At 27.0% G+C, this 13,323-nt stretch carries 15 protein-coding genes; 2 read left to right on the plus strand and 13 right to left on the minus strand.

From position 1 onward, the window contains the following. Positions 1–37 precede the first annotated feature (37 nt). Positions 38–523, plus strand: coding sequence for a DUF2798 domain-containing protein (locus tag I4U66_RS05465; RefSeq protein WP_195928583.1), 486 nt, complete (start codon positions 38–40; stop codon positions 521–523). A 256-nt stretch (positions 524–779) separates the two neighbouring features. Here I4U66_RS05465 and I4U66_RS05470 read toward each other — a convergent pair whose 3' ends face one another. The 9 genes from I4U66_RS05470 to I4U66_RS05510 all read right to left on the minus strand — a co-directional run bounded on the left by I4U66_RS05470 (position 780) and on the right by I4U66_RS05510 (position 7,940). After that, complete coding sequence (locus tag I4U66_RS05470) at positions 780–1,652, minus strand: sensor histidine kinase (protein WP_195581488.1); 873 nt, start codon at positions 1,650–1,652, stop codon at positions 780–782. 21 nt (positions 1,653–1,673) lie between these two features. Further along, entirely contained in the window at positions 1,674–2,363 is a 690-nt protein-coding gene (locus I4U66_RS05475; RefSeq protein WP_195928584.1) for an ABC transporter permease subunit, read from the minus strand. Then, complete coding sequence (locus tag I4U66_RS05480; protein WP_092922630.1) at positions 2,356–3,279, minus strand: ATP-binding cassette domain-containing protein; 924 nt, start codon at positions 3,277–3,279, stop codon at positions 2,356–2,358. Before I4U66_RS05480 ends, I4U66_RS05475 begins: the two co-directional genes overlap by 8 nt. A 59-nt stretch (positions 3,280–3,338) precedes the next feature. Further along, entirely contained in the window at positions 3,339–4,001 is a 663-nt protein-coding gene (locus tag I4U66_RS05485; protein ID WP_195928585.1) for a response regulator transcription factor, read from the minus strand. Between the two features lie 295 nt (positions 4,002–4,296). Further along, complete coding sequence (locus I4U66_RS05490; protein WP_092922624.1) at positions 4,297–4,842, minus strand: hypothetical protein; 546 nt, start codon at positions 4,840–4,842, stop codon at positions 4,297–4,299. Between the two features lie 13 nt (positions 4,843–4,855). After that, a complete protein-coding gene (locus tag I4U66_RS05495; protein WP_092922621.1) occupies positions 4,856–5,824 on the minus strand; it encodes an ABC transporter substrate-binding protein in 969 nt (322 codons plus the stop codon). A 32-nt stretch (positions 5,825–5,856) separates the two neighbouring features. Next, complete coding sequence (locus I4U66_RS05500) at positions 5,857–6,570, minus strand: ABC transporter ATP-binding protein (RefSeq protein WP_195928586.1); 714 nt, start codon at positions 6,568–6,570, stop codon at positions 5,857–5,859. Then, on the minus strand, positions 6,557–7,321 hold the full coding sequence (locus I4U66_RS05505; protein ID WP_092922615.1) for an ABC transporter permease: 765 nt from the start codon (positions 7,319–7,321) through the stop codon (positions 6,557–6,559). Before I4U66_RS05505 ends, I4U66_RS05500 begins: the two co-directional genes overlap by 14 nt. Continuing rightward, positions 7,314–7,940 (minus strand): hypothetical protein, encoded by a 627-nt coding sequence (locus I4U66_RS05510; protein ID WP_166504748.1) that lies wholly within the window; start codon positions 7,938–7,940, stop codon positions 7,314–7,316. The genes I4U66_RS05505 and I4U66_RS05510 overlap by 8 nt, the downstream gene beginning before the upstream one ends. Positions 7,941–8,320: 380 nt before the next feature. Here I4U66_RS05510 and I4U66_RS05515 point away from each other — a divergent pair, with 380 nt between their 5' ends. Next, positions 8,321–8,689 carry a hypothetical protein gene (locus tag I4U66_RS05515; RefSeq protein ID WP_195928587.1) on the plus strand — a complete coding sequence of 123 codons (369 nt, stop codon included), beginning with the start codon at positions 8,321–8,323 and terminating at the stop codon, positions 8,687–8,689. Between the two features lie 177 nt (positions 8,690–8,866). On the opposite strand, the gene I4U66_RS05520 is transcribed toward I4U66_RS05515, so the two are convergent. The 4 genes from I4U66_RS05520 to I4U66_RS05535 all read right to left on the minus strand — a co-directional run bounded on the left by I4U66_RS05520 (position 8,867) and on the right by I4U66_RS05535 (position 13,145). Next, the gene (locus I4U66_RS05520) at positions 8,867–9,760 is read right to left on the minus strand and encodes a LysR family transcriptional regulator (protein ID WP_195928588.1); all 894 of its coding nucleotides are present in this window, start codon (positions 9,758–9,760) and stop codon (positions 8,867–8,869) included. An 80-nt stretch (positions 9,761–9,840) separates the two neighbouring features. Further along, positions 9,841–11,460, minus strand: coding sequence for an amidohydrolase (locus I4U66_RS05525; RefSeq protein ID WP_195928589.1), 1,620 nt, complete (start codon positions 11,458–11,460; stop codon positions 9,841–9,843). A gap of 69 nt (positions 11,461–11,529) precedes the next feature. Continuing rightward, positions 11,530–11,724: a hypothetical protein gene (locus I4U66_RS05530; protein WP_092922601.1), complete on the minus strand. Its 195-nt coding sequence runs from the start codon at positions 11,722–11,724 to the stop codon at positions 11,530–11,532. Between the two features lie 179 nt (positions 11,725–11,903). Beyond that, positions 11,904–13,145 (minus strand): MFS transporter, encoded by a 1,242-nt coding sequence (locus I4U66_RS05535; RefSeq protein WP_176698633.1) that lies wholly within the window; start codon positions 13,143–13,145, stop codon positions 11,904–11,906. Positions 13,146–13,323: the final 178 nt, after the last annotated feature.

Raw genomic sequence — 13,323 nt, forward strand, 5'->3', positions numbered from 1 at the left:
ACTTAGTTGACAATTTATTAGAAGAGAGGTATTTAACTTGTTTAAAAACAAAAAAGAATATTTTATATTCATATTAATGATTGCTGCAACAATGGTATTTATTATGAGTTGCTACAATATAGCTATAATTGAAGGATTTTCATTAAATATATTTAAGCATGCAGCACTAGGGTTTCCATTGGCTTTTATATATGCACTAATAGGAGATATTTTTATAGTTGGTAGAATTGTTAAGGTCATTACAAGTAAAATATTAAAGCCAAATGACACTATGAAAAAAGTAGGACTGTGTATGTCATTTTTTACATCATGTGGTATGGTTATTTGGATGTCATTATTCGGAGTAATTGCTAATGTAGGATTAGATTCTAATTTTATTTCTGCTTATGGTGTTGCTATAGTTACAAACTTTATTTTTGCAATTCCTTTAAATTTATTAATTGTATCTCCTTTAATGAGATTTTTATTTTTTAAGATGTTTCCACCTATTTCAGGTATTAATGAACAAACAAATGCTATATAATAATCAACCCTATCCCTTACTTGTGATAGGGTTCACTTTTATTTGTTATAAATTATTTATTTCCCTATTATATAAATCCTATATTTCTTTAATTTATTTTAATAAAAAAGGAACTAATAGATTTTAAACTCTAACAATTCCAATTGGTTTGACGATAAAAATTATGTAATTGGTAGAGGTGATTCTTCACAATCATACCCATAATTAATTCATCTAATAATTCTTGATAAATATCAAATAACTTATATAATTATCCTTAAAAATATCTAAATAAAATACTTATACTTAATATATCATCATTTAAACTAACTTCATAAACTTCTCCATCAATCTTATCAAGTAATACCTTTACAATAAATAACCCTAAACCACTTCCACTGCGGTTTCGAGATTTATCTGCAGTATAAAACCTATCAAATAAATATTTCAAATCATCTTGAGTTAAATCCGAAACACTATTTCTAATCTTAAAAATAACATACTCATCAAACTCTTTAAGTTCAATAGAAATATAGCCTGTTGAATACTTTATTGCATTAGAAACTAAGTTTTGAATAATCCTTGAACAAACCACCTCTTCGCCTTGAACTTCTATTGGTTTAGAAGGAAGTCTATTATCAATTTCTATTTCTTTATTTTTAATTAAGGCATAGTTAGAAATAACAGTCCCCATAATTATTTCTACTATATCAATAGCTTTTATATCTATTTGGTAACTATCATTATCAAAAATAGAAAGCTCATAAAAATTATTAAGTAAATTATTTAGTTCTTCTGATTTTTTAGAAAGAATGCCAATATACATATTTCTTTCTTCTTCAGTACAATTTTCAAGAAGTGTAATATACCCTCTAATAGCTGTAAGTGGTGTTCTTAAATCATGTGAAATATTAGAAATAGATTGTTTTAGATTTTCTTCTCTGTTTCTTATATTTATCTCTAGTTGTTTTTGTTCTTGCAGAAAAATATTAAAAGATTCAGCTATTTTTTCTACATCTTTATCATTTAATATTATATTTATCCGTTCTTTCTTATTAAGTTGAATCTTAATTTTTCTTAGTTGTTTTTTTATAGATATGAAACGGATTACGATATATGTAAATCCTATAATTAATAAAATTGTTATCAAATCATAATCCATCCTCTCATATTAAATATCTTGTTTGTTAAAACAATAATTGAAAATTAAATATAAAATACCCGTACCTAATCCAAAACTTATTGCAAAGATAAGTGGCATCATTCCTAAAGAATAATCTTTATTTGCAACATAATAAGTAATAGTGTTCCAAGGTAACTGAGTTAGTGCTAGTATCAATCCTACAGTTCCTCCACATAAGGCAATTGATACACTTGAGTTTTTTACAAGTATACAAATAAAAAATGAAACTGAAGAAATGCATATATTAAAAAATATCCCAACTACTACATATACAATTAAAAAATATAACTCACTGCTATTAAATACTTGTCCCCATCCGTAAAATAAGCCATATGTACTTCCTATAAATGCATAGTTTGCAAGTAAAATAATCACACAACCAATCAAATAACACAAATACTTACTTAGAAAAACTTTACTTCTCTCATGTCCTGATGTTAGTGTGTGATTAATAGTTTTTGATACTAAATCTTTTCCTACATATGTAGCCGCAAATAAACTACAATCCATTATTCCAATTATTTCTCTACTTGGATGGACTAATGCACCTTTCGCACCAAATTCTACTGAACCGTAGTAAGTATTTATGATAGCTAGTATTAATAGTCCTATCAAACATATCATAAGTTCTTTACTGTATTTTAATTTATATATTTCTACTTTTAAAATATTATACATTAGCCCCACCTCCAATTATTTTTGCAAAATATGATTCTAAACTATCTCCTTTAATACTAATCTCTTCGACTAAGACTTTATTTAATATTAAAGTTGAATTGATTTTTGAACATTCATCAAGGTGGCTATATATTTTTATAATATTGTTATTACAAACAATAAAATCATTTATACCTAGTTCCTTTTCTAAAATAATAGATGCAATTTTGCTATCTGAAACATTTAGATATATATGTTTTTTACATCTTTCATCTAATTCCTTAGACGATATCTCTTCTATTAACTTTCCTTTGTGCATAATTCCATAACATGTTGATAGCTTATATAGTTCACTAAGAATATGACTAGATAAAACTATTGTAATTCCCTTTTCTAAGTTTAATCTTATTAACAATTGCCTTAATTCTAAAATTCCTGTAGGATCTAGTCCATTTAAAGGCTCATCTAAAATTAATAATTCTGGCTCATCTAACAATGCCATAGCTAATGCTAATCTTTGTTTCATTCCTAGAGAAAAGTTTTTTACCTTCTTTTTATCATTAATATCTAGGTTTACAAGTTTTAATACCCTCTCAATATCGTATGTTCCAGGTATTCCTTTTTGCATACGTATTACTTCTAGGTTTTTTCTTGCTGTCATGTCCATGTACAGTGCTGGATTTTCAATTGTATACCCAATATTTTTTTGTAATTTGCACAATTGATTTTTATCAGTTGTTCCAAATAGCTTTACTTTCCCTTCTGTTTGGTTTATTAACTGAGCGATTATTTTTATTAATGTAGTCTTACCTGCTCCATTTTCCCCTATAAGACCATAAATGTCGCCTCTTTTAATGTTGATATTTACGTTATCAAGTACTATATTATCTTTATATTTTTTTGATAAGTTTACTGTTTGGCAAATTATCTCTGACATATTTATCATCTCCTCTGCCTTATATGATATATTTTAGAATATAAGAATTTCTAAAATAATCACTTTAACTTATATCCCATTTTCCAAACAGTTTCGATTAGTTCACTATCAATTTTCTTTCTTATATTACTTATATGAGTGTTTATCGTATCATCATCATATGCATATGAGTCTTTCCACACTGTTTCGTATATATTTTTCTTAGAAAATACTTTGTTTGGATATTTTATAAATAAGTATAAAATCTCAAACTCCTTAGATGTAAGTTTGACAACATTATTATCAACAAAGACTTCCTTTAAATCATAGTTTAGTGTTATGTTTTTGTGTTTATAAAGTGTTTGTTGACTTGTAAGTTTTAAGTAGCGTCTTAAATTTGTTTCGATCCTTGCTAGAAGTTCTAATAAATCAAATGGCTTGACTACATAATCATCTACTCCTATTTTAAATAAATCAACTTTAAACTGTACATTTTCTTTTGCTGATACTACTATTATTGGAATATCGGAAATTTCCCTCACTTCTCTTAAAATCTCATCACCACTTTTATATGGCAACATAATATCTAAGATAATTAAGTCAGGCTTCTTTTCTATCACATATTTAATCCCTCTTATTCCATCTTTAGCTATATGTGTTTCATATCCATTTTTACCAAGATAATCTGCAATCATATTAGATATTTCATTATCGTCCTCTATAATTAAAATTCGATTCTTCATGCCATTTCCCCTATGCAACATAAATATTGTTTATAAATTTATCAATAAAATCATTTTAGTCTAATACAAAGCTATTATAGCATATTCCATTAATTATTTTGTAAATGTATATATTATTAAGTCTAGTATAAATATAATATTATTTTCCATAAAAAAAGATATTGGCTATTTAGCCAATACCTTTTCGTGAATTTCAATGGTGGAGACGAATCACAGGAATAATACCCACGATTAATTTTTAACCTAGAATACACAAGTTAATTTAATGTAATATTATTTATTATGCTACTGATTTTTATTTTATTATTACAAATAGGTCTTCTGGGTCAGATGCCATAATTTTGATAGCTAGTTCTTTTCTCAATGATAATAATTTTTCTTGATCTTCTACTCTCATAGAAATATTTTCTGTTTTGCACTTATGTGATAATTTTGAATAATTTATAAATTCACTAGGTATAACCCCCTCTTTTAAGTACAATTTAACTAGTTTATCATCATATCCTATTTCAAAATAATATCTTCCACCACCTGGTGCTTCTTGTCCCATCTTATCATTAGAATAATCAATATCTAGTTCTAAATTTCCATAAGTTTTTACACGCATAACCATTTCTGCTGCATCTATTATACCTTTTCCATTTTTCCCTATTCCACTATAAAAACTAAACTTTCCTCTTTGCGGTATTTCATCAGAAAGTTTAGGAAAAGTCATAAGCATTATTTTAAATGCTAAAGCTGCTCCACCTATCATTTCTCTACCATGATATTTTAATATATCATCGTAAGTTATCTCTATAATATCATTTTGATCTTTTACTATAACTTTTTCTTGTATCATTTATATTCACCTACTATTTTATAAAAAGTTCATTTGTCTTAACTTCTTCTTCTATCATTCCAGTTTTTAACATAAAGTCTGCTACATTTTGAAATGCTTTACGGTCTGCATCTGTAGTTTCTATACTGAAATCATATTGTTTATACATTTCTTCAACTGCTGATTTATCTAAATCAAGTTCTTTAGAAACTATTTCCATAGTTTCATCGTAGTTTTCATTCATGTATTTATTTACGTTTTCTTGAGCTTTCATGAATAATTCAACTTCTTCTTTGTGCTCATTATAGAAATCTTCTCTAACTGCAACTGCTATTACTGCATCTGTTAATCCTTTTCCATTAGTAACTAAGTTATATCCCTGTTGTTCTGCTTTATATGCAGTAGGTCCTGCAACTAATGCTGCATCAACACTTTTTCCATCTAAAGCTGCTTTTGCATCAGCTATAGACATATTCACATAGTTAACATCATCTATAGTCATTCCAGCTTTTTCAAGGTATGCTATTAATAGTTGGTGTAAGTTAGTTCCAACTGGTCCTGCTATAGTTTTACCTTTTAAATCTTGTGCTGATTTTATGTTTTCATCAAGCGAATACATACAGAATGCTTCTGGTGATCTACTGTACATATTTAATATTTTTATATCTGCACCATTTGCTGCTGCTGAAACTACAGAAGTTCCTCCAACAGCGTATAATATATCAACATCTCCTGATGCTAATGCTTGAGTTTGATCAGCCCCCGATGTTATTTCAGCATACTCAATAGCTATATCTTTACCATTTTCACTGAACTCATTAGCAAAAACATTTTTATTTTTTTGTATTATACTTGGTACATTTAAAGGTGAAGTTACATGTGTTATTACTAACTTATCTAAACTTGCTTCTTTTGTTGTTGTACATCCAACCATTGATATCATTAATACACCAGTTGCAAGTACCGATGTTAATTTTATTTTTATTGACTTACTTAATTTCATAAATTTATCCTCCATTACTTATATATCTTTAATTAAATAACTTTTAAATCATCAATTATTTGTTTTTTTAATTTAACAAACTTATCATCTAATAAGTCTCTTGTGCTACTTTTTTCTTTAATTTCATATTGAGATTTAATAGCACCTTTTTCTAAAATTACTATTTTATCTCCAAGGATAAGTGCCTCATCTATACTATGAGTTACAAATAAAATTGAGCATTTTGATGTTTGGTGAATCTTTAATAATTCATTTTGCATTTGCTCTCTTGTAAAAAAGTCTAATGCCGAAAAAGGCTCATCCATCATTATAAAGTCTGGATCATATGCAAATGCTCTTGCAATCGAGACTCTTTGTTTCATTCCACCTGATAATTGTCTTGGATATGCACTATAGAATTTTTTAAGACCTACAGTTTCAATAATCCTATCAATTTTTCTATTATCTATATTTTTATTATGTATACCAAATGTTATATTCTTTTTTACATCTAGCCATGGCATTAATCTATCCTCTTGGAATACATATGCCTTTCTTTTTGAATTAGTACCTAATATCTCTCCTTGATCAAATTCTTCTAAACCTGATACAAGTCTCAATAAAGTAGTCTTTCCACATCCACTTCGACCTAAGATTACAGTTATCTTATTTGCTGGTATATTTAAATCAATTCCATTTAGAACTTTCATACTTTCTTTTTCAACAGTATAGAACTTACTTACATTTACTAATTTAATCCCATCCATTTTCTTCTGATCCTTTCAAAGCCTTATCGATTATAAGTGCAAACAATCTATCAGTTATATAACCAACTACACCTATTACTAAAATACCGACTATAACTTTATCTGTTCTAGACATTTGCTGAGCAAATAAAATCATATGACCTAGACCAGTTGACGCAGCAATCATTTCTGCACTTATTATAGCTCTCCAACTATAACCTAGTCCTATTCTCATTCCAACTAATATATCTGACATAGCATATGGAATTCTTATCTTAAAAAAGCTATTTACTTTTGAATATCCATAAATTTCTCCAACTTCTAACAGTTTTTTATCACAACTTACAAATCCCTTTACTGTATTTAGGTATATTGGGAAAAACGCAGTTAAAACTATTATCCCAATCTTAGTTGTTTCTCCTATACCAAACCATAAAATTAATAATGATATTAAACTTAATGGTGGTACATTCTTTAAAAATTGAACTATATTTTCATAGTAATCATTAAATTTTGGTAAAATAACTCTCACCATTGCTAATAAAAAAGCTAATAAAGTTGCTATGAAAAATCCTTTTAAAACTCTTATGTAACTTATGTAAATATCTTCAAAGATTTCTCCTGATTTAATCATTTTTAATAAGCTGTCTAATACCTTTGATGGAGATGGTAAAATATAAGAACTAACTATATCCATTTTAGTAACTATACTCCATATTAAAACCAAAATTATTATAGAAATTGATGTTTTTATAACTTTATTCTTATTCATTTATTAATACTCCATCTCCATTGTTGCATCCATCCTTACAATAAAGCATCTCAACCAAGTCGCTTTCCTTATGTAGGTTATTTTTAAAATACGCTTCTATATTTTCTTCTCCTGAGATACTACTAATTTTAGCTTCTAATGAATTAAAATAACCCAGTGGAATAGGACTCTCATCAAGTAGTTTTACTTGAATTTTTTCATATAAATTTAATTTCTTTATAAATTCTTTCCAGCTTATAAATACTGTATCTTCTAAACCCTTTTTGTTTCCATATGAAGCTAGACTTTTACATGGCGTAGTAATTACCTTTTTCTTTCCTTTTAGATCCTCTCTATTTGCAATTTCTATACCACAATGTATTAGAATTGGATCAATTTTAGGAATAAAAACATCCTGCTCATTTATATATTCATTAATTGTATCAATAGCTAAAGGACACCTTCGATCTAAAAGTGCCTTTTCTGTTGATTTAAGAGCTTCATTATACTTTTCTTTTACAACCTTATGCCAATCATTTTCAACTTCTACCCTTGAGTAACCATTATTAAGTAATAATTTATCTAGATCTTCTTTTATATACATATTATCTACAACTGGATTAATAAAAATATATTTCATAGCTGTCTCCTTTCTATCATGTCTTATATTTCAATTTGTAGATATCGATACTCATTATCATTAAATCCTCATAATTATATTTCATCGCTATATCTATAGTCTAATCTGTTAATTAATAAAAATATATTCCATAGCTGTCTCCTTTCTATTATGTCTTATAACTATTATTTATTTTCTTAAATATTCATGAGCATCCAATTAATTATTTTTATTCATCATTATCGTTTATTTTTAATACATTATATAGCATTTGATATAGATAATCAATATCATTTTCGCTTTTTTTTAATCACAAATAATTATGTAATTTATACAAATTAAACTAAAATATTTGTGATAAATATATACATAATTTTAATCCATAAATTAAATGAGGATTAATGCTTAGTAAAATAGATATAATTGAAGAGTTTTCTAAGAACATAAATATATACCCTTTTAAAAAAGAAAACCTTAAGGAAAATTCAATAAATTTAAGTGCTAGTTCTTGTGCTTGGAATACCTCACATGGTGATATATTCATCGATAAAAACGGTGAAGTTAGAGCATATGATAGTTCTAAATCGCAAAATTCTAAACAATGTAATCTTGATAAAACCAAACGCGTCGGTAAAATTATTTTTATACTTCTTATATTCTATGGAGTATTCTATTTATCAGATTTCTTTTTTAAACACACAATTAATACCTTGGTACACTCAAGTTGGTTTATCTGGAGCTATGCTTTCTTTATGGTTAATATTAATTGATTTTTAAATTTCTTTTGTTATATTATTATCTTAAAATAAAAATACCTATATCCTTTTGGATATAGGTATTCGTGGATTTCAATGGTGGAGACAAATCACAAGAATAATACCCACGATTATTATGTAATAAATTGTAGTAAAATAATTAATATGTCAATTATAGTTTTTCATATATGATTATTTATTATTTAAAATATCTGTTTTTTCACAAAATTTCATAAAACATTCTATAGGTTTAGAAATATACTTATCTTTGTGTATAGCACTATATAAAGATCTATTAATCTTATGATCTTTTATCCTATATACATTTATTGATTTTGAATTTTCTTCAGATAAAACAGACATATAAGGTACACAACTTACTCCTATATTTAATTTAACATAATTTAAAATAGCCTCTAAATTACTTAATTCTATATATGAATTAAATTTAATATCATTATTTTCTAAAAAACCTTCAAATCGTTCTCTTGTTCCACTGCCATCTTCCCTTATAATAAATTTACTATTTTTTAAATCCTCTATGTCTAAGTATTTTTTTCCATTCCATTCATGATTTATTGAACTTATAAATACAAGCTCATCTGTCCATATATCTTTTAATATTATCTCTTTTGAATTTACTGTGCCTTCTATAAATGCAATGTCTACTTTGTTATTCAATATAAGTTCTTCTATATTATGCTTATTATCTATAATCATAGATATTTCAATATCTTTTTCTTTTTTATTAAATTTATGTATTATATAGGGCATTATATATGTACCTATAGTTGTACTTGCACCAATAACTAATTTTCCTTTATTAGATTTAGATGAACGTACTACATTTATTCCTTCTTCATAAATATTTAATATTCTCCTTGTATATTCATAAAAAATTTTACCTTCATGTGTCAAGTACAGTTTTTTACCTATTCTATCAAACAATTTTGTATCAATTTCTGACTCAATTTCAGATATACATTGACTTATTGATGGTTGACTAATATACATATCCTTTGCTACTTGACTCATATTTAAACACTTAGCTGTTTTATAAAAAATCTCTAATTTTCTAATATTCATAAGTATATCCTCCTCATATCTATATTACTATATCTAGCAAAAAGAGGTGAAAATAAAGTTTCACCTCTTTCTTAATTTTACTATTTTTTATATATTGTATTACCTTCTTTTATTGTCTCTAATACTTTTATTTCTTTAATCTCAGATGAATTTACATCTAAAGGATTTCTATCAAGTATTACAAAGTCTGCAACTTTACCTTCTTCTATAGATCCTTTTTCATCTTCTTCAAAATACTGATATGCTGCATTTATTGTTAAAGCTTTTATTGCTTCCATAGTAGATAATCTTTGATCAGCTCCTAATATCCTACCGCTTTGAGTTTGTCTATTAACCGCATTATGCATTGCTAGTATTTGATTTGGCATCTTTACTGGCGAATCTTGATGTAATGTAAAGTTTATATTTCTTCTTAATGCAGATTTTGCTGGACTAAGTCTATTAGCTCTTTCTGGTCCAAATACTGATTCATAATGATAATCTCCCCAGAACCATATATGATCTAAAAAGAATGTAGGTATTATACCAAGTTCCTTCATATCATCTAATTGATCTTCTCTAACTGTTTGAGCATGTACCATTACTGGTCTTAAATCAGTTTTATTATCTGTCATCTCTAAAGCTTTTTTATAACATCTTATAAATTGATCTGATGCCGCATCACCATTACAATGAACATTTACCTGTATATTATTCTCAATTAAAGATTTAAAATATTCTATTACGTCTTTATCTTCTTGAGTTGCATACCCACAGTAATCTTTAGGTTCCCCTTCTGGAACTTCATAGTACGGCTTAGTTAACCAAGCTGTTTTTCCTTGTGGTGAGCCATCAAGCCAAGTTTTTCCACCTAGTAACTTATAATGATTATAGTATTTTCTCTTTGGTATTCCTTCATTCTTTAATAATTTTAATGTTGTATGTTGAACAGCTTGACCAACAATATCAATTATTAATTCATTTTTTTGAGCTGCTAAATTTAAAAGTTGATTTAAATTTTCATCTATACTTGCATCCTGAGCTGTTGTTAATCCATAAGATGAATATATTTGTTGCGCTTTCTTTATACAGCTTAAAAGTGTATCTACAGATGGTGTAGGAATTACCTTTCTCTTTTCAGGAGATAAACAAGCATTCTCTTCTAATATTCCATTTGGCTCATTTGATTCTCCTACAGTTCTAACAACCCCACCTTCTGGTACTTCATAGTTTGTTCCTACATATCCAAAAGCTTCTAGCGCCTTTGAGTTTGTAGTTGCAATATGACCTGACGCATGACTTATAAATATTGGTATCTCTTTACTTACCAAATCTAAATCAAATTTAGTTGGATGTTCTTCATTTTCATATCTTGTGTTATCATAACCAAATCCTATTATCCACTCTCCATTTTTAGGTGGATTATTTTTAACATAATCTTTTAATATTGCTATAAATTCTTCTTTAGAATTTGCATCACTTAAATTTACTATCATTAAAGTCTGAGCTACTGCAATAATATGACTATGAGAGTCTATGAAACCTGGTAACATGGTTTTACCATCTAAATCTACTAGTTCTGTATCTTCATTTTTTAATTTTAGTATTTCTTCTTTTAATCCTGTTTTTATTATTTTCCCATTTTCAACTAAAACAGCATCTACTATAGGCTTTTTATCATTAACTGTTATAATGTCTCCATTGAAGTATATTTTTCTCATTTTATTCACTCCTAATGCATATTTAATTTATTTCTTAAAGTAAATATATACTTTATGCTAATTTTTATTTTAATCTTTGACTTTTTTATTGATGTAAGTAGTAAATATTATTAATCCTATTACAGCTACAACTGAAAGTACTAATGATATAGACATTGTTTTTAATATACCTATTTTATCAAATAAAGCTCCTCCAGTTACATTTCCTATTAAACAAAATAGAGTAAATACTGAACCTAATGTCCCAACTAATATTGAACTCATTCCAAGCTCTTCCTGTAAAATATGTTGCATATTGAATACTTAATACTGATATAGCAATTGCTATTATTGCATTAAGTATTCAAAATATCCTCAAATTAATATTAATCAAATAAGCTATTTTAGACCATCTATAAAATTTTAAATTATTAATAATCTATATTTTATAGGTTTATCAATCATTAGTTTTGTGCGAACATTTTTTTTGATTTTATTTGAGCAAATAAATTTAATCCAAATCCTACTACACCAACAACTATAAATAACATACATGAGCCAGTTAATCCTAACTTGTTTGATATAGTTGTGAATAATAATGCTGATATTGAACTACCTAATGCATAGAACATACCTACTTTTGCTAATTTCATTGTTCCATCTTTTTGTCCAAATACATCTGCTGGCATAAATGCTGGTGCTGATGTTATTGTATATACAGTTAATCCTGAACATATAGGTACTAAAAATCCTATTGCACTTCCCTCTGGCATAAATGCCATTATTAATAATGCCATTACTGTAGATATACCTGATAAAACCATCGGAATAAATGATCCTAGTTTATCGAATAATTTACCACCTACTACGTTACCTATTAAACATGATACTCCAAATATTGATCCTGCGATTCCTAATTTCCCTGCTTCAAATCCTTTTCGTCCTAATACTGGTATTGCTTGTGTCGATACTGCAACAACTGCAAAACATATTAATGCACATCCTACACAGAAAGTCCAGAATATTGGATTTTTATCATTTTCTTTGTCTGATAAACCATCAAATTTTGCTCTTGCTGGTTTCGCATTTGACTTATTAGATGATGTTTCTATTACGACTTCTTCTTTTCTTGGATATCTTATGAATAATAATGCTAGTGGCACACCTATTATTATCATAGCTGCCCCTAATGCCATATATGTTCCTCTCCATCCAACGTTAGCTAATAACTTAACAGTTATTGGTTGTAAAAATACATTACCTAATGATCCACCTGCTAATGCTATTCCTAATGCTGTCCCTTTACCTTCGCCTGGGAACCAATGACTCATCATTATTGGTAATGATAAACCTGTAAATAATATTGTTCCTACTTGTGTAAAGAATGCACTTCCGTTAAACATTATTGCATTTTGAGCCATTCCATATGATGCGAATGCTATACCTGATATTATTAAACCTGCTACATATATATATTTAATTTTGAATTTATCATATACTTTAGCTATTATTGGATTGAATAATGCCGGAATTGTTCCTGATAAATATAGTAATGTAAATCCTACCTCAGATACTACACCTGATTGAGATACTGGTGTTTGCATCTGACTTTGTAAATTTTGAGATATACAATATGGTATTGCTTGAATTAACATACAAATAAATACTATTAAGTATCTTCTCTTATTATTTTGTTCGTTTTTCATAATACTCTCACTTTCCTTTTCTTTGCTAAATTTCATAACTTTATTATAAATATTTTTATTTAATTTGTTAAATACGTAAATTTTATATCACATATAACTAAATACTTATATGCGATATATAGGTAAATACTTATATTTATTATAAAAAAAACATATTTAACAAATTGTAAATATGAAT

This window comes from Romboutsia sp. D33t1_170424_H2, from assembly GCF_015669105.1.
GTDB classification, from domain to species: Bacteria; Bacillota; Clostridia; order Peptostreptococcales; family Peptostreptococcaceae; genus Romboutsia_C; species Romboutsia_C hominis.

Bases quoted from the DNA above. Each gene is read 5' to 3' on its own strand.
- I4U66_RS05475 (WP_195928584.1), bottom strand. From the start codon at position 2,363: ATGTATAATATTTTAAAAGTAGAAATATATAAATTAAAATACAGTAAA.
- I4U66_RS05480 (WP_092922630.1), bottom strand. From the start codon at position 3,279: ATGTCAGAGATAATTTGCCAAACAGTAAACTTATCAAAAAAATATAAA.
- I4U66_RS05485 (WP_195928585.1), bottom strand. From the start codon at position 4,001: ATGAAGAATCGAATTTTAATTATAGAGGACGATAATGAAATATCTAAT.
- I4U66_RS05490 (WP_092922624.1), bottom strand. From the start codon at position 4,842: ATGATACAAGAAAAAGTTATAGTAAAAGATCAAAATGATATTATAGAG.
- I4U66_RS05495 (WP_092922621.1), bottom strand. From the start codon at position 5,824: ATGAAATTAAGTAAGTCAATAAAAATAAAATTAACATCGGTACTTGCA.
- I4U66_RS05500 (WP_195928586.1), bottom strand. From the start codon at position 6,570: ATGGATGGGATTAAATTAGTAAATGTAAGTAAGTTCTATACTGTTGAA.
- I4U66_RS05505 (WP_092922615.1), bottom strand. From the start codon at position 7,321: ATGAATAAGAATAAAGTTATAAAAACATCAATTTCTATAATAATTTTG.
- I4U66_RS05510 (WP_166504748.1), bottom strand. From the start codon at position 7,940: ATGAAATATATTTTTATTAATCCAGTTGTAGATAATATGTATATAAAA.
- I4U66_RS05515 (WP_195928587.1), top strand. From the start codon at position 8,321: ATGCTTAGTAAAATAGATATAATTGAAGAGTTTTCTAAGAACATAAAT.
- I4U66_RS05520 (WP_195928588.1), bottom strand. From the start codon at position 9,760: ATGAATATTAGAAAATTAGAGATTTTTTATAAAACAGCTAAGTGTTTA.
- I4U66_RS05525 (WP_195928589.1), bottom strand. From the start codon at position 11,460: ATGAGAAAAATATACTTCAATGGAGACATTATAACAGTTAATGATAAA.
- I4U66_RS05530 (WP_092922601.1), bottom strand. From the start codon at position 11,724: ATGAGTTCAATATTAGTTGGGACATTAGGTTCAGTATTTACTCTATTT.
- I4U66_RS05535 (WP_176698633.1), bottom strand. From the start codon at position 13,145: ATGAAAAACGAACAAAATAATAAGAGAAGATACTTAATAGTATTTATT.